This window comes from Allobosea sp. BK604, assembly GCF_004341515.1.
GTDB lineage: Bacteria > Pseudomonadota > Alphaproteobacteria > Rhizobiales > Beijerinckiaceae > Allobosea.
The window spans coordinates 23167-41043 of sequence record NZ_SLZF01000006.1; the positions used below are offsets into that span (position 1 = coordinate 23167).

At 68.5% G+C, this 17877-nt stretch carries 15 protein-coding genes; 13 read left to right on the plus strand and 2 right to left on the minus strand.

Features of this window, described 5'->3' with window-relative positions; all coding sequences use genetic code 11:
* The first annotated feature begins 140 nt into the window (after window positions 1–140).
* From EV560_RS18670 to ligD, 9 genes are all read left to right on the plus strand, one after another.
* A complete protein-coding gene (locus EV560_RS18670) occupies window positions 141–1484 on the plus strand; it encodes a YncE family protein (protein WP_131857318.1) in 1344 nt (447 codons plus the stop codon).
* Between the two features lie 212 nt (window positions 1485–1696).
* On the plus strand, window positions 1697–2647 hold the full coding sequence (locus tag EV560_RS18675) for an AEC family transporter (protein ID WP_131857319.1): 951 nt from the start codon (window positions 1697–1699) through the stop codon (window positions 2645–2647).
* A 116-nt stretch (window positions 2648–2763) separates the two neighbouring features.
* On the plus strand, window positions 2764–3858 hold the full coding sequence (locus tag EV560_RS18680) for an NADH:flavin oxidoreductase/NADH oxidase (protein WP_131857320.1): 1095 nt from the start codon (window positions 2764–2766) through the stop codon (window positions 3856–3858).
* Window positions 3859–3924: 66 nt separating this feature from the next.
* Window positions 3925–4356: a group III truncated hemoglobin gene (locus EV560_RS18685; RefSeq protein ID WP_131857321.1), complete on the plus strand. Its 432-nt coding sequence runs from the start codon at window positions 3925–3927 to the stop codon at window positions 4354–4356.
* A 183-nt stretch (window positions 4357–4539) separates the two neighbouring features.
* Window positions 4540–5625: an ABC transporter substrate-binding protein gene (locus EV560_RS18690; RefSeq protein WP_207908065.1), complete on the plus strand. Its 1086-nt coding sequence runs from the start codon at window positions 4540–4542 to the stop codon at window positions 5623–5625.
* Between the two features lie 221 nt (window positions 5626–5846).
* Window positions 5847–6644: an ABC transporter ATP-binding protein gene (locus EV560_RS18695; RefSeq protein ID WP_131857322.1), complete on the plus strand. Its 798-nt coding sequence runs from the start codon at window positions 5847–5849 to the stop codon at window positions 6642–6644.
* A gap of 25 nt (window positions 6645–6669) precedes the next feature.
* Window positions 6670–7446 (plus strand): ABC transporter permease, encoded by a 777-nt coding sequence (locus EV560_RS18700; RefSeq protein WP_131857323.1) that lies wholly within the window; start codon window positions 6670–6672, stop codon window positions 7444–7446.
* Window positions 7447–7600: 154 nt separating this feature from the next.
* A complete protein-coding gene (ku, locus tag EV560_RS18705; protein ID WP_131857324.1) occupies window positions 7601–8446 on the plus strand; it encodes a non-homologous end joining protein Ku in 846 nt (281 codons plus the stop codon).
* A gap of 3 nt (window positions 8447–8449) precedes the next feature.
* A complete protein-coding gene (gene ligD, locus EV560_RS18710; protein WP_131857325.1) occupies window positions 8450–11008 on the plus strand; it encodes a DNA ligase D in 2559 nt (852 codons plus the stop codon).
* 19 nt (window positions 11009–11027) lie between these two features.
* Here the strand turns inward: ligD and ku (EV560_RS18715) are convergent, their stop codons facing one another.
* Entirely contained in the window at window positions 11028–11831 is an 804-nt protein-coding gene (gene ku, locus EV560_RS18715; protein ID WP_131857326.1) for a non-homologous end joining protein Ku, read from the minus strand.
* Window positions 11832–11955: 124 nt separating this feature from the next.
* On the opposite strand from ku (EV560_RS18715), the gene EV560_RS18720 reads away from it, so the two are divergent.
* The 3 genes from EV560_RS18720 (at window position 11956) to EV560_RS18730 (ending at window position 15235) form a co-directional block, all read left to right on the plus strand.
* Window positions 11956–12480, plus strand: a complete 525-nt coding sequence (locus EV560_RS18720) for a hypothetical protein (RefSeq protein WP_131857327.1) — start codon at window positions 11956–11958, stop codon at window positions 12478–12480.
* A 146-nt stretch (window positions 12481–12626) separates the two neighbouring features.
* Window positions 12627–13307 (plus strand): response regulator transcription factor, encoded by a 681-nt coding sequence (locus tag EV560_RS18725; RefSeq protein ID WP_131857328.1) that lies wholly within the window; start codon window positions 12627–12629, stop codon window positions 13305–13307.
* Window positions 13304–15235, plus strand: a complete 1932-nt coding sequence (locus EV560_RS18730; protein WP_248312130.1) for a sensor histidine kinase — start codon at window positions 13304–13306, stop codon at window positions 15233–15235. Before EV560_RS18725 ends, EV560_RS18730 begins: the two co-directional genes overlap by 4 nt.
* Before the next feature lie 142 nt (window positions 15236–15377).
* On the opposite strand, the gene EV560_RS18735 is transcribed toward EV560_RS18730, so the two are convergent.
* Window positions 15378–15695 carry a hypothetical protein gene (locus EV560_RS18735; RefSeq protein WP_165923559.1) on the minus strand — a complete coding sequence of 106 codons (318 nt, stop codon included), beginning with the start codon at window positions 15693–15695 and terminating at the stop codon, window positions 15378–15380.
* Between the two features lie 192 nt (window positions 15696–15887).
* Here EV560_RS18735 and EV560_RS18740 point away from each other — a divergent pair, with 192 nt between their 5' ends.
* Window positions 15888–17819 carry a mechanosensitive ion channel family protein gene (locus EV560_RS18740; protein WP_131857330.1) on the plus strand — a complete coding sequence of 644 codons (1932 nt, stop codon included), beginning with the start codon at window positions 15888–15890 and terminating at the stop codon, window positions 17817–17819.
* The last annotated feature ends 58 nt before the right edge of the window (window positions 17820–17877 follow it).

The following is a 17877-nucleotide window of genomic DNA, read 5'->3' on the forward strand; positions in this document are numbered from 1 at the left end:
CGACGCAATCCAGGGGAGTGCGTGAGCCCCTGGATGGCTTCGCTGCGCTCGCAGCGAGACTGACCAGGCGGCCGCTTCCACCATCGCCGGCATTTCCGAACCACAGGCCCGAGCAACGGGCGAAACCAGGGAGGATGGACATGCTACGGATGATGCTTCTGACGGGAGTCGCGGCTTTCGCCGCCTATGGAACGGTGCAGCAGGCAATGGCGAAGGACTATTTCCTGGCGAGCGGGCGCTGGGACAATGTCGTGCTGGTGATCGACCTCGAGAAGGCGATCGACCCGGCCAATGACGGCACGGCCAAGGCCGTGGTGAACCGGCTCCGGGTCACGCCGGATATCGACGCGACCGGCAGCGGCAAGGCCGATACGATCTCCAGCGGCCAGCCGATCAATATCGCGATCGCGCCGGACCAGCGCCGCGCCTATGTGGTCAACCATTCCGGCCGCTCCAAGCCCGAGGCTGCCGCCGCCTTCCAGCACGGCCATGCCGGCACGGTCACGGTGGTCGACCTGAAAAAGGCGCTCGATCCCGCCAGCAACAACACGCTCGCCGCGGTCGAGGCCTATATCGAGACCGAGGGCTTCGGCCCGACCGGCTTCGCGATCACGGCCGACGGCAAGCACGCCGTGCTCGCCCATGCCGAGCGCGAGGGCGACGAGGATGGCGGGCGCCATATCAGCATCGTCGACCTCGCCACCAACAAGGTCATCAGCAAGGTCGAGCAGGCCTTCGGCAAGCCGGGCTTCCCCTGCCCGCCCGACCCGGTGCCGCATCGCGCGCCCGATCCGAAATTCGGCTGCTTCCCCGATACCAACGGCGTGACGATCAGCCCGCTCGGCGGCGGCACGATCTTCGGCGCCAATGGCGGCACCGACGATATCTCGGTGATCAGCCTGCAAAAGGCGATCGCGGGCGGTTCAGGCGCGGAGATCGCGCGGATCCCGATCCAGGCCGGCGGCTTCGGCATCTCGACCAGCCCGGACGGCAAGCTCGTCGCCCATGCCTCGCGCGAGAACGCCCAGACCGACACGCCCGGCAACACGGTCTCGATCATCGATGTCGAGAAGGCGCTGTCGGACCCGGCCAAGGCCGAGGTCGCCCGCGTGCTGGTCGGCACCGACGACAAGGCCGCGCCGACGCGGCCCTTCGTGGCGGCGTTCCTGCCCGACGGCAAGCGCATCCTCTCCACGCATTTCCGCTCGAACAATATCGACATCATCGATGTCGACAAGGCGATCGCCGGCCAGCCGGCGACGATCAAGCGCATCGAGCTGAAGACGCCGGGCGGTGAGCCGTCGCGGCCGCGCGGCATCGCGATCACGCCGGACGGGAAATATGCCGCGATCACCGGCGCGCCCAAGGGCAAGCCGAATTCCAGCGTGGTCTGGATCGTCGATCTCGCCAGCTACGACGTGAAGGGCCGCGTCACCGAGATCGGCAACGAGAGCTATATGATCGGCGCCTTCCAGGCGAATTGAGCGACCAGAGCATCGGGCCGGATATCGTATCCGGTCCGATGATCCAGGTGCTCGAGTCGACGCATTTTCTTCACGCGAACCGGTGCCCGCTTCGCTCGGGCGCCTGCGTTTGCGGCGGGCGCCCGTGCAGCCAGTCCCGTAGCTGCGGCCGCGCTGGAAAGGCTAAAGCTGCCGCGCCTGGCGGCAGGCGCCGGGCCGGATAGCGGCGATTCATGCTCCAATTCCTTGCGACCAGCACGCCGTTCTTCGCGGTGATCGGGCTTGGCGCGCTGGTTTCCGGCCGCTCGCTCTTCGGACCGGAGGCGGTCCGCGTGCTCAACACCTTCGCCTTCATGGTGGCGACGCCCGCGATGGTGCTCAGGGTGATGTCGCGCCAGCCGATCGCGGAACTCTGGAACACGACCTTCTTCGTCGCGCTGGCTGCGATCGGCGTCACGGTGATGCTCGCCGGCATCGTCATATCCAGGCATCTGGGCGGGCTGCCTTTTGCACACGCCGTCTCGCGCGCGCAGGGCCTCGTCGGCGGCAATTTCGCCTTTCTCGGCATCCCCTTGATGCTGGCCTTTCTCGGCGAGCGCGCGGCGGCGCCGATCGCCATCGGCCTGATCTGCGATACCGCCCTGATCATCCCGCTCGCGATCGGGCTGATCGAGGCCGGCCGCGGCACCGGCACGATCCCGAGCATCGCAGTGCGGCTGCTCAAGGGCACGATCCTCAATCCGTTCATGCTGTCGATCATGGGCGGCGTCGCGCTGTCGCTGAGCGGCGTCGCGATCCCCGAGCCGATCGACCGCTTCCTCGCCTTCCTCGGCAATGCGGCGGCGCCCGTCGGCGTGTTCGCTCTGGGCCTCGCCGCGCGGCAATGGAGCGGTGGCGAGATGCCGCTGCGCGCCATCGCGCCGCTGGTGATCGGCAAGCTCGTCCTGCATCCGCTCGTCACCTGGGCCGTGCTGGCGCTGGTGCTGCGGCTCGATGCGTTCTGGGTCACGGCGGGCGTGCTCTATGCGGCCTTGCCGATCGCCGCCAATGTCTTCGTCATTTCCGAACGGTTCGACACCGGCAGCCGGCCGATCGCGGCGGCGATCGTGGTTTCGACCGTGCTGGCGGCGCTGAGCTTTCCTTTCGCCGTCTGGCTGATCGCCGGACAGGGGCTGGCTCCCTGAAGGGATCTTGCGCTGATGCGGATGCCGCCCTGCGCCGCGGTACGTGGCATGCATCCATGCCAACCGCTAGATAAGAGCCGCCGATTGTGCGGCGCGATATCAAACCGAGGCGGACCATGACCAGCCAGCTCTTCAGCCCCTACAAGCTCGGTGGACTCGAGCTGCAGAACCGCATCGTCATCGCGCCGATGTGCCAATATTCGGCCGAGGACGGCAAGGCGACCGACTGGCATACGATCCATCTCGGCCATCTCGCGCTGTCCGGCGCGGCGCTGCTCTTCATCGAGGCGACCGCGGTCTCGCCCGAAGGCCGGATCTCGCCGCTCGATCTCGGCCTCTGGTCGGATGAGACCGAGGAGGCGCTCGGCAAGGTGCTCGCCGCGGTGCGCAAGTATTCGGACATGCCGATCGGCATCCAGCTCGCCCATGCCGGCCGCAAGGCCTCGGTCCATGTGCCCTGGAACGGCGGCGGCCAGGCCGGGCTCGACCAGGGCGGCTGGCAGACGCTGGCACCGTCCGCGCTGGCCTTCGGCAACCACCCGCGTGCACCGCTGGCGCTCGACGCCGCCGAGATCGCCAAGCTGTGCGAGGATTTCGCCGAATCCGCCAAGCGGGCGGTCCGACTCGGGCTCGACGCGATTGAGCTTCACGCCGCGCATGGCTACCTGCTGCACCAGTTCCTGTCGCCGCTCTCGAACAAGCGCGAGGATCAATATGGCGGCTCGCTGGAAAACCGGATGCGGCTGCCGCTCGAAATCTTCGATGCTGTGCGTGCGGTCGTGCCGGCCGGCATTCCGGTCGGCTTCCGCGTCTCGGGCTCTGACTGGGCCGAGGGCGGCTGGGATCTCGACCAGACCATCGCCTTCGCCAAGGAATTGAAGACGCGCGAGGCCTGCTTCATCCATGTCTCGGGCGGAGGGCTCTCGCCGGACCAGAAGGTGCCGCTCGGCCCGAACTACCAGGTGCCGTTCGCGCGCGCCGTGAAACAGGCGACCGGGCTGCCGACAATCGCGGTCGGGCTGATCACCGAGGCGGACCAGGCCGAGGCGATCATCGGCACCGGCGATGCCGATCTCGTCGCGCTCGCCCGCGGCATGCTCTACGATCCGCGCTGGCCCTGGCATGCCGCTGCCCAGCTCGGCGCCAGCGTCAAGGCGCCGAACCAGTATCTGCGCTCGCAGCCGCGCCAGCACAGCAAGCTCTTCGCCTGAGGCCCGCGACCTGACGGAGCATGGCCGGTGGCTGCGCTCCGTCCCGCCCCGATCCAAACGAGCCCCATGAGCGAAAACCCGCTGACCAATCCGAACATCGCCCATCCCGCCGTCGACGATGCCGCGATCAGCCTGCTGATCCGCACCTTCTACGAGCGCGCCCGCGCGGACGAGCTGATCGGCCCGATCTTCGAGAAGGCGGTCAGCGATTGGGACGAGCATATCGGCAAGATCAGCGATTTCTGGAGCAACATCATGCTCCGGACCTCGCGCTATGACGGCCGGCCGATGCGCCCGCACCTGATCCTGCCGCTCGAAGGCGCGCATTTCGACCGCTGGCTCGCGCTGTTCGAGGCGACGGCGCGCGAGCTCTTCGCGCCCGATGTCGCCGATGCCTTCATCGTCCGGGCGCGCAGGATCGCCGACAGTTTCGAGATGGCGATCGGCACGCAGCGCGGCGAGATGCGCCCGCCGCGTCACAGCCTCCGGCCGCTCTAACGGCGCACCGTCGCGCGGTCTTGCGCATGGCCGCGCGAGCCGTTTCGGACGGCGGAGCCTGCGTTATCCTCAGGCAAATCACGCTCGCCCAAAAAATGGGCAGGAGCGCTCCCTCGCTCGGTTGACCACCTATCGGCCGGTCAGTAGCGTCGATTCAGCACATAAAAGCAGGGGTTGGCTCAGATGATCGGTAGCGTGCAGCAGGTCGTGTCGGGTTTGGCGCGCGTGGGATGCGGGGCGTTCTCGTCCGGCCGCCGCGCGGCGCTCAGGACCATCGTGCTCGGCGGCGCCATGGCGCTCGCCGCCCCCTTCGCCGCCCAGGCGCAGACGCCGATCAAGTTCACGCTCGACTGGGTGTTCCAGGGCCCGACCTCGCCCTTCCTCGTCGCGCTGGAGAAGGGCTACTACAAGGCCGAAGGGCTCGACGTGACCATGGATCCCGGCCAGGGCTCGGCCGGCGCGGTCCAGCGCGTCGCGACCGGCGCCTATGATATCGGCTTCGCCGACGTGAACTCGCTGATCGAGTACAACGTCAAGAATGCCGGCAAGGAAATCCTCTGCGTCTTCATGGCCTATGATTTCCCGCCCTTCGGCGTGCATACGCTGAAGAAGACCGGCATCACCAAGCCCGCCGACCTCGCCGGCAAGAAGCTCGGCGCCCCGGTCTTCGACGCCTCGTTCCGCCTGTTCCCCGCCTTCGCCAAGAAGGTCGGCCTCGACGCCAAGAGCGTCGAGCACGTCAACCTGACGCCGCAGTTGCGCGAGCAATCGATGGTGCAGGGCACGGTCGACTTCATCAGCGGCCATTATTTCTCGTCGGTCCTCGACCTCAAGGCGCGCGGCGTGAAGCAGGAGGACATCGTCTCCTTCAACTATTCCGACTACAAGATGGACGTGTACGGCAACGGCATCATCGTCTCGCCGGCGCTGGCCGAGAAGCCGCAGGTCGTCACCGCCTTCCTGCGCGCCACCGCCAAGGCCTGGAAGGAAGTGGCTGCCAACCCGGCGATCGGCATCGCCGCCACCAAGAAGCGCGACCCGCTGATCGACGAGAAGCTGGAGGCCGAGCGCCTCGACATGTCCCTGAAGATGAATGTGCTGACGCCCTTCGTGAAGGAGAACGGCATGGGCGATGTCGACCCGGCGCGCTTCGCCCGCTCGGTCGTCGATGTCGCCGAGGCCTTCGGCCTGCCGGCCGCGCCGGAGCCGGGCAAGGTGTTCAGCAGCAAGTACCTGCCGCCGAAGGCCGAGCGCATGGTCGCGCCGTGAGGGACGGGCGCGACCTGCCCCCTCCCGCCTGCGCGACCCCTCATCCGGCCCTTCGGGCCACCGTCTCCCGCATCAAACTCGGCTGCTGCCGACTTTGGCACTCGGGACTGCCCATCTCGGGCAAGCCCGAGATGGGTGGGAGAAGCAACAATGGCGCGACGCGCTGATCCGACTGCCTCAAGCCAAGCCCGAGCAAGCCAAGCCCGAGAATGACGCCCTCGATGCCGGACGCCACCTCTCCCCTCGTCGAACTGCGCCAGGTCAGCCTCGCCTATGGCAGCGGCGCGAACCGCATGCTCGCGCTCGAGGATGCGACGCTCTCCATCGCCAAGGGCGAGTTCATTGCCGTCGTCGGCCCATCCGGCTGCGGCAAGTCGACCTTGATGAAGCTCGTCACCGGGCTGCTGCCGCCGAGCGGCGGCGAGGTCCGGGTGCATGGCCAGCCGGTGAAGGGCCCGATCCGTGGCGTCGGCATGGCCTTCCAGGCGCCGACGCTGATGCCCTGGCGCACGACGCGCGACAATATCCTGCTGCCTCTGGAGGTGGTGGAGCCGCATAAGCGTCGCTTCCGCGCCAACAAGGCCGAGTATGTCGAGCGGGTCGAGAAGCTGCTCGCCTCGGTCGGCCTCGGCGGCTTCGGCGACAAGTTTCCCTGGCAGCTCTCCGGCGGCATGCAGCAGCGCTCCAGTCTGTGCCGCGCGCTGGTGCACGAACCCGAGATCCTGATGCTCGACGAGCCCTTCGGCGCGCTCGACGCCTTCACGCGCGAGGAGCTCTGGGGGGTGATGCAGAAGCTCTGGATGGAACGGCGCTTCACCGCGGTCCTGGTCACGCATGACCTGCGCGAGGCGGTCTATCTCGCCGATACCGTCTATGTGATGAGCAAGAGGCCCGGGCGGATCGTCAAGATCCGCAAGATCGACCTGCCGCGCCCGCGCACGCTGGAGACGACCTTCGAGATCGGGTTCGTCGACATCGTCCACGAGCTGCGCGAGCGCATCCACCTGGAGCATGCCTGATGCGGCCTCCGGCAGGATCTGGACAATGACCGATACGCAGCGCCGCCTGCTCCTCATCGCCATGCCCTGGCTCGCCATGGCGGCGCTCCTCATCCTGTGGGAACTCGCCTGCATCGTCTTCCAGGTGCCGGAGATCCTGGCGCCGCGGCCGACGCGGGTCTTCGAGGTGATGGTCCTGCGCTGGGACATCCTGCTGAAATACTGCATGGAGACCTTCGTCACGACCGCGATCGGCTTCGTTCTGGCGATCGGCTTCGGCCTGCTGCTCGGCCTGGCGGTCGGCGCCTCGCCCTTCATCTATTCGGGACTCTATCCGCTGCTGATCGCCTTCAACGCGGTGCCGAAGGTCGCACTCGTGCCGATCCTGATGATCTGGCTCGGCGTCGGCGCGCTGCCGGCGGTGATCACCGCCTTCGTGATCAGCTTCTTCCCGATCGTCGTGAATGTCGCGACGGGGCTGGCGACGATCGAGCCCGAGATGCGCGACGTGATGCGCTCGCTCGGCGCCAGCCAGTGGGAGATCCTGACCAAGGTCGGCGTGCCCCGCGCGATGCCCTATCTCTTCGCCAGCCTGAAGGTCGCGGTGACGCTCGCCTTCATCGGCTCGGTGATCTCGGAGACGGTCGGCGGCAATCGCGGCATCGGCTTCCTGATGCTCTCGGCCGGGGCGCGCAACGATTCCGCCACGACCTTCGCCGGGCTCTTCGCCATCGCGATCATGGGCATCGCGATGTATGCCGCCTGCGCGCTGGTCGAGCGTCGCATGACGCGCTGGGCCTTCCGCGGCGAGCTGGTGACTTAGCGCGGCGCGCGCTCAAAGCACTGGAACAACGAGACCTGCTGCCGCGTTCGTTGTCCTGGCCGAGGGACCGCGCAGCCCGGGGTCCGCGCAGCTATGGGCCGCTGCGGTCGCTGCGCTCGTTCGGGCGGTTGCGTAAAGACGGGTGGGTCGTGCAATGGCGCCGCGTGCAAACTGGAAGGGTTTTCTGAAGATCGCGGAACTGACCTGTCCGGTCGCACTCTACACGGCAGCCTCGACCTCCGACCGCATCACCTTCCATACGATCAACCGCGCCACCGGCCACCGCGTGCAGCGCCAGTTCGTCGATGCGGTGACCGGCAAGCCGGTCGAGAAGGAAGAGCAGGTCAAGGGCTACGAGATCGCCCAGGACGACTATGTCGTGCTCGAGCCGGAGGAGGTCGCCGAGGCCGTGCCGGAGAGCGACAAGACGCTCTCGGTTTCCGCTTTCGTCGGCTACGGCGATATAGACGACGTCTATTTCGACCGGCCCTATTACCTCGCGCCCTCGGACAGGCATGCCGAGGAGGCCTTCGCCTTGATGCGCGAAGGCATGCGTAAGAAGAATGTCGCGGCGATCGCCCAGGCGGTCCTGTTCCGGCGGGTGCGCACCCTGCTGATCCGCGCCCATGACAACGGGCTCGTCGCGACCACGCTGAATTTCGACTACGAGGTCCGGCCGGCGGCCGAGGCGTTCGACGAAATCCCGGCGATGAAGATCAAGGGCGAGATGCTCGATCTCGCCAAGCATATCATCGACACGAAGAAGGGCCGGTTCGACCCTGCCGAATTCGACGACCGCTATGAGGCGGCCCTCGCCGAGCTGGTGAAGGCCAAGGCGGAAGGCCGGAGGATCGCGATCCCGAAACAGGCCAAGCGCGAGAAGGTCGTCGACCTGATGGAGGCGCTGCGCCAGAGCGCGGGCGCGGCCGGCAAGAAGCCCTCCGCCAAGGCCGGCGCGGCCGCCCGCAAGCAGGCGGCGCCACGGCGCAAGGCGAGCTGAGCGATGGCGCTCGAAACCTACCGCAAGAAGCGCGATTTTGCCGCGACGCCCGAGCCGAAAGGCCGCAAGGCGCGCAAGACGGGCAACAGCTTCGTCATCCAGAAACATGACGCGACGCGGCTGCACTATGATTTCCGGCTCGAGCTCGACGGCGTGCTGAAAAGCTGGGCGGTCACCAAGGGGCCGAGCCTGGTTCCCGGCGAAAAGCGGCTGGCGGTGCATGTCGAGGACCACCCGCTCGACTATGGCGGGTTCGAGGGTACGATCCCGAAGGGCGAATATGGCGGCGGCACCGTGATCATCTGGGATCGCGGCACCTGGACCCCGCTTCACGACGCCCATAAGGGCTATGCCAAGGGCCATCTCGAATTCGAGCTGCATGGCGAGAAGCTGGGCGGACACTGGCATCTCGTCCGGATGGCGGGCAAGCCGCGCGAGAAGCGCGAGAACTGGCTGCTGATCAAGGGCGAGGACGAGGCCGCGCGCGGGGAGAGTGACCCCGATATCCTCGACGAGCGGCCGGAATCGGTCGCCACCGGGCGCGAGATCGCCGATGTCGCTGGCGAAAAGCCGGGCTGGTCGTCCAAGACCGGCCGGATCCGCAAGAGCAGCGGCACGCGCGCGCAGGCCAAGGCAGCCCCCTCAGCGGCAAGCAGCCGGACCGCCGAGCTGCCCGACGCCGCGACGATCAAGGGGGCGAAGAAAGCCGCCCTGCCCGCCTTCGTCGAGCCCGCGCTCGCATCGCTGGCCTCGGCGGCGCCGACGGGTGAGCGCTGGCTGCACGAGATCAAGTTCGACGGCTATCGCCTGCAGGCGCGCATCGAGGCCGGCCGGGTCAAGCTCCTGACCCGCAGCGGGCTCGACTGGACCAGGAAATTCGGCAAGGAGATCGTCGGCGCGCTCAAGGACCTGCCGCTCGGCACGGCGCTGATCGATGGCGAGCTCGTCGTCGAGGCGGCCTCGGGCGCCTCCGATTTCTCGGCGCTGCAGGCCGATCTCAGCGAGGGGCGCAGCGAGCGCTTCCGGCTCTATGTCTTCGACCTGCTCTATCTCGACGGCTACGACCTGCGCCCGCTGCCGCTGAGCGAGCGCAAGGAGCTGCTCGAACGGGTCGTCGGCAGCGAGCCCGGCCTCATCCGCTATAGCAGCCATTTCGACGAGGGCGGCGATCTCGTGCTGCAGCATGCCTGCCGGCTCGGCCTCGAAGGCGTCGTGTCGAAGCAGCGCGACGCGCCCTATCGCTCCGGCCGGAGCAAGGGCTGGGTCAAGGCGAAGTGCTCGAACAGGCAGGAATTCGTCGTCGCCGGCTATGTGCCCTCGACCACCTCGCGCAGGGCGATCGGCTCGCTCGTGCTCGGCCTGCATGAGCGCGGCAAGCTCCGCCATGTCGGCCGCGTCGGCACCGGCTACAGCGCGGCGATGGCGGAGGAGCTTTACCAGCGCCTGGAAAGGCTGAGGACGCCGTCGAGCCCGTTCGACGAGAAGCTCACGGCCGACGAGGCCCGGCAGGTGCGCTATGTCCGGCCCGAGCTCGTCGCGGAGGTGGAGTTCCGGGCCTGGACGGCCGACGGCCATCTGCGCCACGCTTCCTTCCGCGGCCTGCGCGAGGACAAGCCGGCCGCCGAGATCGTTCGCGAGACAGCAAGGACCAGGAAAATGGAGTCCAGGCCGCAGGCGCGCAAGGTCAAGCTGACCCATCCCGACCGGCTCTACTGGCCCAATGAGGGTGTGACCAAGGAAGGGCTCGCCGACTACTATGCCGAGGTCTGGACGCATATCGCGCCGCATATCGTCGGCCGGCCGCTGGCGCTGCTGCGCTGCCCGAGCGGCATCACCGGCGAGCATTTCTTCCAGAAGAACGCCTGGAAGGGGCTCAACCCCAATATCGTCCTCGTCGACGACCCCAAGACCGCCGAGCAGGAGCAGCTGATCAGCATCGAGGATCTCGATGGGCTGCTGGGCCTCGTGCAGTCGGCGGCGCTCGAAATCCACCCCTGGGGCTCGACCGTCGCCGATTGGGAACGGCCGGACCTGATCATCATGGATCTCGATCCCGGCGAGGGCGTCCCTTGGGAGGCGGTGATCGAGGCGGCCCGCGAGACCCGCGAGCGGCTGAAGGCGGCCGGGCTCGATCCCTTCGTCAAGACCTCCGGCGGCAAGGGCCTGCATGTCGTGGCGCCGCTGAAGCCGAAGGCGGAGTGGCCGGCGGTGAAGGCCTTCACCAAGGGCATCGCCGATGCGATGGCGGCGGACAGCCCGGAGCGCTTCGTCTCGACCATCACCAAGTCGAAGCGGCGCGGCAAGATCCTGATCGACTATCTGCGCAACCAGCGCGGCTCGACCGCGGTCGCGCCCTATTCGACGCGCGCCAGGCCTGGCGCCGCGGTCTCGATGCCGCTGTCATGGGATGAGCTCAGCCCCGGCATCGGGCCGGCCTATTTCACCGTGGCGAACACGCCGACGCGCCTGGCCTCGCTCTCCGCCGATCCCTGGGACAGGTTCCGCGCCGCCGCCGCGCCGCTGGAGGAGGCCAAGCCGCGCCGGAAGCGCAGCGCGGCATAATCGCAGCAATTTTTGAGGCTCAGGATTTCCGCTTGCCCTCGGCGCTGATGCTCCGGCGCAAGGCGTCCATGATGTTGATGACGTTGCCGGCCGGCTCCTCGGCGGGCGCCTTGGCCTTGGCCGGGCGTTTGCGCCCCTTCTTCTTGGCGGCAATGATCGCGAGCAGGCGCTCCTGTACCGGATCGTCCACCATCTCCGGACTCCAGGGCTTGCTGCGCTCCTCGATCAGCGTGGTGACGAGGCCCATGAGCTTGGAATCGGGCTTGGCCTCGCCGATCCCGCCGAAATACTCCTTGGCATCGCGCAGCTCGTCGCCATAGCGCAGGGTCCAGAGCACGATGCCCTTGCCGCGCGGCTCCAGCATGACGGCGCGCTCGCGCCGGTACATCACGAGACGCGAGATGCCGACCGTGCCGGTCGCGGCCATCGCGTCGCGGATGACGCAGAAAGCCTCCTCGCCGACCGGATCGTCCGGGGTGAGGTAATGCGGCGTGTCGTACCAGAGCCATTCGATGCTGTCGGACGGGACGAACATCTCGATATCGATCGTCCTGGTGCTCTCGAGCCCGACGGCTTCGAGCTCGTCATCCTCGAGCAGGACATAGTCGTCCTCGCCGCGCGGATAGCCCTTGACCTCGTCATCCTCGTCGACGGGCTTGCCGCTGACGGCATCGACATAGCGGCTGAGGACGCGGTTGCCGGTCTTACGGTTCAGCGTGTGGAAGCGCACCTTCTCGTTATCGGTCGTCGCCGGCACCATCGCGACCGGGCAGGTGACGAGCGACAGCTTCAGATAGCCTTTCCAGAAGGTGCGAGGTGCCATCTGCGCGCTCCATACGACCCGATGCAACGTGCGCGCATGCCGGATGGTTCCGCCGCAACAATCGGCCCGGGGCGCCCGATCCTTTTGGCGGCTGATGCGTTTAGCCGGCAGGAGGAATCCAGCAATGCAGCACCACGCCATGAAATGGCTACTCGCTACCAGCCTGGCCTTCGCCGCGGCGACGCCGGTGCTGGCGCAGGACAGCGCCCCCGGAAACGACGCGTCCTTCCTGCGCTCGTTCGAGGGCAAGTTCACCGGCAGCGGCCGCCTGCAGCGCGCCGGCGGATCGAGCCATAACCTGAGCTGCAAGTTCAGCGGCGATCAGGAGGGCTCGCGCGTCGTCCTGAACGGCACCTGCTCGACCGCGCTCGTCTTCAGCACCACCGTGCGGATCGAGATTCGCCATGAGGCCGGCGGGCAGCGCTATGAGGGGACATTCCGCGAAGGCACCGGCACCGTCGCGGCGCTGGCCGGCTCGCGCCAGGGCCGGACGCTGTCGCTCTCCTTCAATGAAACCGCGGAAAGCGTGCGCCCCGGTCCGCCCGCGCGGCTGTCGATCAGCCGGACGCAGAACGACATGGTCCTGACGCTTCGGGGGACGAAGCCGGGAGAAGGCCAGAATCTCGACCTGACGCTGCGCGAAAGCTGACGAACAGCTGGAGCATTTCCAGCGAAGTGGACGCAGGTTCGCGTGAAGGAAATGCATTAGGGACATCCCATGATCATGGCTGTCGCCAGGCGCATCGCGTTGCGTAAGATCGGATTCCGGCAGGACCCAACCCACGCGACGCATGAATGGCGCCAGTCAGCGACGGACAACCCACCAGCGCGATCCGGGTCCTGCTCGTCGAGGACGACGCGCCGACGCGCTGGCGCCTGCATGACGCGCTCGCCGCCCCCGCGACATTCGCGGTCACGACCGCCGCCACCCTGGCCGAGGCGCGGGCCGCGCTGGGCGAGACCGGCCCGCAGGTCCTTCTGACCGACCTGCAGTTGCCCGACGGGCATGGGGTCGAGCTCATCCGCGAGACGCGGCAGCGCTTTCCGCAGACCGAGATCATGGTGATCTCGATCCTCGGCGACGAGGAGAGCGTGATCTCGGCGATCATGGTCGGCGCCACCGGCTATATCCTCAAGGACGCCTTCCCGACCGATATCGCCGCGACGGTGCGCGACCTCGTCGCCGGACACTCGCCGATCTCGGCCTCGATCGCGCGCTTCATCGTGCGCCGGACCCAAGCACAGCCGGGCCGCTCGCCCCAGCCGGCGCTCAACACCACCAGGCTGACGCCGCGCGAGATCGATATCCTCTGGGGCATCGCCAAGGGCTTCAGCTATGCGGATATCGCGGCCCATCTCGGCCTGTCGCGCCAGACCGTCCCCGGCCATATCAAGAGCATCTACCGCAAGCTCGAGGTCAATACGCGCGGCGAAGCGGTGTTCGAGGCGCTCCAGCAGGGCCTGATCAAGCTGTGACGACGGAGGTGGCGGACGAGGCCTCATCCACGGCATGGGACTGGATCTACCGCCTCAGCGGCTATGTGCTGATGCAGGCGGTCATCGTCGTGATCTGCGCCTTGCTGCTGCGCCAGTCGCCCCCTGAGCCGCCGGCGCGCTACCGGCTGACCGAGGCGGCGCTCGTCGACGCCACCGGCGAGCGCGTGGTCGGCCTGCCGCATCACTACCCCTCCCGCTTCACGCTGAACGATCCGCCGCTCTATCACCTGCGCTTCGAGCGGCCGGCGGGCGAGGCGGACCAGAGCTGGTCCGTCTTCCTGCCGCGCTTTACCAATGGCGTCGAGGTCGCGGTCAACGGCGCCGTCATCCTCGACAGCCGGCGCGATCCGGAAGCCAACCGGCCCGACCGCAACACGCCGCAGATCGCCGCCATCCCGGCGCCGCTACTGCGTGACGGCGCCAATCTGCTGACGGTCCGGCTGTTCGTCTGGGAGCCGCTCACCGGCTTCCTCGACCGCCTCTATGTCGGGCCCGACGACGACCTGCGGCCGGCCTATAACCGGCGGACCCTGCTGTTCCTGACGCTGTCCGTGGTGTTCTCGTCCTGGCAGGCGATCCTCGCCGTCATCCTCGGCATCATGTGGCTGAAGCGGCGGCACGAGCCGGCCTATGGCATCCTCGCCGCCGCCATGGCGATCGGCACCGTCCAGGCCTTCGTCTCCACCCCTCCGGTCGGGCAATCGCTCTATGCCGGGCTGAACGCCCTCTTCATCGCCTCGGCCCCGCTGGAGAGCGCCTTCGTCCTCGTCTTCGTCTTCCTTTTCCTCGGGCTGAAGCTGCCGCGCCATGCCGCTGCGATCTTCATTCCCGGCCTGCTCATCGTCGCGATCGGCCTCTACGGGAACCCGCATCTGGTGCGGCGCTCCTATCTTCTCCTCGGCCCGCCGACCGTCGGCTTCTGCCTGGTCACCACCGCCATCGTCATCGCCCGCACGGCCATCTCACGGCGCGACATCGTCAGCCTCTTCCTCGGCAGCGCCGTCACCGTCGTGATGAGCTGCTGGATCCATGACATGCTCTCGGTGCTCAACATCCTGTCGGACCGGCGCATCTTCATCGCGCGCCTGTCCTATTCGGCCCTGCTGGTCGCCATCGGCGCCGGCCTGACCTGGCGCTTCGCGCGGGCGCTGAACGAGGTCGACAGCTTCGCCACGCGGCTGGTCGGCCTGGTGCGCGAGGCCGAGGACAAGCTGCGCGAGAGCTTTGCCCGCGAGGAGGAGCGCACGCGGGCCGCCGCGCTCGCCAGCGAGCGGACCCGGCTGATGCGCGACCTGCATGACGGGCTCGGCGGGCAGCTCGTCAGCATCGTCGCGCTCAGCGAGCGCAGCGGCCGCGACGGCGCGCAGATCGGCGAGGCGGCGCGCGGCGCCCTGCGCGACCTGCGCCTCGTCATCGATGCGATGGACGATATCGATGGCGACCTGATGCTGGCGCTCGGCTCCTGGCGCGAGCGCATCGCGGCGCAGCTGCGCCCGCACGGGCTGGCGCTGGACTGGCGGGCGCTGACGCCGGAGGGGCTGCCCGTGCATCCGGAGCTCAGGCCCTGGCATGTCATCCAGATCCTGCGCCTGCTCGACGAGGCAGTGACCAATGCCGTCAAGCATGCCGGCGCGAGGCGAATCACGGTCAGCCTCGAAACCATTGCGGGGGCGGAGGGGCCGGGCCATGGCCGCATCACCATCGAGGATGACGGCCACGGCTTTGCGCTCTCGCCCGATGGCGAGGCTGCGGCGAGCGCGCCGAAAGCGGCGCGCGGCCTCAGCAATATGCGAAAACGCGCCGCAAGCTGCGGCGCGCGGCTCGAACTCGCCTCCAGCCCGGCCGGAACGCGGGTCAGGCTCGACCTGCCCGCCCGCTTCCCCGCAACCGAACAGGCGGCCCGCTGAGCGTCCGCTCCGAGCCTTGGGGCCGAGGACGCACGACGATCTAGAGCATTTCCGCGTTTCTTCGAATCGCGAAAATGCTCTATCTATTTGTTCTGACGCATTTTCTTCACGCGAACCGGCATCCACTTCGCTCGAAAATGCTCTAGCGTCGGCCGACGCGGTTGACCGGACCGCCGCGATTGACGGGCGTGCCCGGGCGCACACCGACGCCGCGCGCGCCAACCCCGACCCCGCGGGTGACGCCGACGCCGGGAGCCCCGACACCGGGCGTGGCCACGGCGGCGCGCGCCACGGGCGCCCCGACGGGCGCAGCCACGACGGGAGCGACCGGCCGCGCGACGCAGCCCTGGGGCACGCCGACCGTCTTGCAATAGACCACGGCCCCGGCCGGGGCGGCGCCGAACGAAACCGCGGCGAGCGCTGAGACAGCAGCCAGCGCCGGGCCGAGCTTACGAACCATCATGGATCCTCCGATTGAGCGCCTGGGCACGACCGAGCGGTCGCTGCAGCCGACGCATGATCATCCTGAGGCGCCGCAAGCCGGGGCGACACCCCATGAAGATGGGGTGGCGGCGTGCCGGCTTTGCCGTTTGATCGGCGCTGCGACAACGCGCAAGCTGCGTCGCGGCCATCAGAATCCCAGGATCATCGCATGCAGAGCGGCCCGACGATCTCGCCTGCCCCGCCCGTCGCGGCCGGAACCATCGCCTCGCCCCTGGATGCGCTGCAATCGCTGGCCGAGCGCGCCGAAACCGAGCTCCTTGCCGCGCTCGCGGCAGCGCCGCGCCTTCCCGGCGATCTCTGGCGCCTGCTGTCGGCCCTGGATGCCACCGCTCTGCCGCTCCTGGGCAGGGCAGCCGCCGTCAGCGCGGCCGTGCTCCTGACCTATCTCGCCGTGCGGTACCTGACGCGGCGCCGGCGCGAGCGGGCGGCCGTGACCCGCTCGGCCTTTGCCGGCCTCGTCACCCTCGCCGGGCTCGAATTCCTGGCGCTGCTGGCTGCGGCCCTGGTCGGACGGGTGATGCTGGTGCGCGTCTTCGGCATCCCGCCGGGAAGTACGGGCTTCACCAGCAACGTCACGGTCAGCCTGATCCGCTGGCTGTTCGGTCTGACGCTGGCGCTGGTGCTGTTCCAGCCCGCGGTGAAGCGTTTCCGCCTGGCGGCGCTCGACGATGCCGGGGCGCGCAAGGCGGTGCAGCGTGTCGCCCTGATCCTCGCCGCCGGGCATGCGCATATCGTGCTGCTCAACGCCGCCCAGCGTGGCGGGCTCGCGCTGCCCTCGGTGAAGCTCATCTCCTGTGTCGTCGCCATCGCGATGGCGGCGAGTGCGATCCGGCTGCTCGCGGTGCTCAAGCAGCATGGCATGGGGGCGGTGGCGCGCTTCATCGCGGCCACATTGACGCTCGCCACGCTCGCCCTCTGGATCTGGGGCTGGGCGACGCTCGATTTCGACCTCTATCACGGCGCCATCGGCACGATCACGATCCTGCTGCTCGCGGTCGCGCTCGACCGCGCGGTGGCGATCAGCATCCGCGACTCGCGCCGCCCGGCCGCGATGCGCCTGCTCTTCGTGCTGCGGGTGGTGGTCGACGCGCTGGCGGCGGCGTTCGTCATCAGGATCGTGGTCGAGTTCTGGGTCGTGGGCGCGCTCGGCGCCCTCCCCGCGGCGGCCTGGCCGGCGTTTTCGGCAAGGCTGGGCTTCGCCTCCTTCGTGCTCGTGCTGGCGGTCGCGCTCGCCGCCGCGATCCATGCCTGGACCGAGGCCAAGCTGACGCCGCCCGAAGCCGCGATGACGGCGCAGGAGCGGGAATACCGGCTGGCGCGGCTCTCGACCGTCCTGCCGATCATCCGCTTCGTCGCCATCGGCCTGATCGGCGTCGTGTTCTCGCTCGTCGCCCTGTCGGCCATCGGCGTCGACATCACCCCGCTGATGGCCGGGGCCGGCATTATCGGCCTTGCTGTCAGCTTCGGCTCGCAGACGCTGGTCAAGGATATCGTCTCGGGGATCTTCTACATGCTCGACGACGTCTTCCGCCTGGGCGAGACCATCGAGGCCTGCGGCCGCAGCGGCCGGCTCGAGCAGATCAACCTGCGCAGCGTCCGCCTGCGCGACGATGCCGGGCGCCTGCACACGATCCCGCTCGGCGATCTCGGCACCGTCACCAATCACAGCCGCAGGCTGGTGCGCATGAGCGTCAGCGTGCCGCTCGCGGCGATGCCGGAGCAGGCCGAGCTCGCGCGCTTCAGCCGCGATGCCGCCGCGGCCTTGCGCAGCGAGCCGATGATCCACGCGGCGATCGCCGGGGACATCGCGGTGCGGCTGAGCGAGCCGGACTCTTCCGGCGAGGGCGCGATCACCCTCGCTTTCAACCTCACGGCGGCGACGGCGGACCGGGCCCAGCCGCTGGTGCAGCGCCTGGTCGAGGAGGCGGTCGAGGAGGCGCGGCTGGCCGGCAGCGCCGGGGCCGTCGCCATCGCGGTGGCCGACCTGCCGACCGTGCCGCTCCCGCCGGTGCCGGTGCCGGCGCCGAGCCCGACGCCGGCCGCCGCGGCGACGATGCCGCAGCCGCTGGCGATGCCATGAACATGGCATAGGCCGCCACCGCGTCTTCGCCGATGGTCCGGCCGCCCCGGTGCCGGCA

Bases quoted from the DNA above. Each gene is read 5' to 3' on its own strand.
- EV560_RS18670 (WP_131857318.1), top strand. From the start codon at position 141: ATGCTACGGATGATGCTTCTGACGGGAGTCGCGGCTTTCGCCGCCTAT.
- EV560_RS18675 (WP_131857319.1), top strand. From the start codon at position 1,697: ATGCTCCAATTCCTTGCGACCAGCACGCCGTTCTTCGCGGTGATCGGG.
- EV560_RS18680 (WP_131857320.1), top strand. From the start codon at position 2,764: ATGACCAGCCAGCTCTTCAGCCCCTACAAGCTCGGTGGACTCGAGCTG.
- EV560_RS18685 (WP_131857321.1), top strand. From the start codon at position 3,925: ATGAGCGAAAACCCGCTGACCAATCCGAACATCGCCCATCCCGCCGTC.
- EV560_RS18690 (WP_207908065.1), top strand. From the start codon at position 4,540: ATGATCGGTAGCGTGCAGCAGGTCGTGTCGGGTTTGGCGCGCGTGGGA.
- EV560_RS18695 (WP_131857322.1), top strand. From the start codon at position 5,847: ATGCCGGACGCCACCTCTCCCCTCGTCGAACTGCGCCAGGTCAGCCTC.
- EV560_RS18700 (WP_131857323.1), top strand. From the start codon at position 6,670: ATGACCGATACGCAGCGCCGCCTGCTCCTCATCGCCATGCCCTGGCTC.
- ku (WP_131857324.1), top strand. From the start codon at position 7,601: ATGGCGCCGCGTGCAAACTGGAAGGGTTTTCTGAAGATCGCGGAACTG.
- ligD (WP_131857325.1), top strand. From the start codon at position 8,450: ATGGCGCTCGAAACCTACCGCAAGAAGCGCGATTTTGCCGCGACGCCC.
- ku (WP_131857326.1), bottom strand. From the start codon at position 11,831: ATGGCACCTCGCACCTTCTGGAAAGGCTATCTGAAGCTGTCGCTCGTC.
- EV560_RS18720 (WP_131857327.1), top strand. From the start codon at position 11,956: ATGCAGCACCACGCCATGAAATGGCTACTCGCTACCAGCCTGGCCTTC.
- EV560_RS18725 (WP_131857328.1), top strand. From the start codon at position 12,627: ATGGCGCCAGTCAGCGACGGACAACCCACCAGCGCGATCCGGGTCCTG.
- EV560_RS18735 (WP_165923559.1), bottom strand. From the start codon at position 15,695: ATGGTTCGTAAGCTCGGCCCGGCGCTGGCTGCTGTCTCAGCGCTCGCC.
- EV560_RS18740 (WP_131857330.1), top strand. From the start codon at position 15,888: ATGCAGAGCGGCCCGACGATCTCGCCTGCCCCGCCCGTCGCGGCCGGA.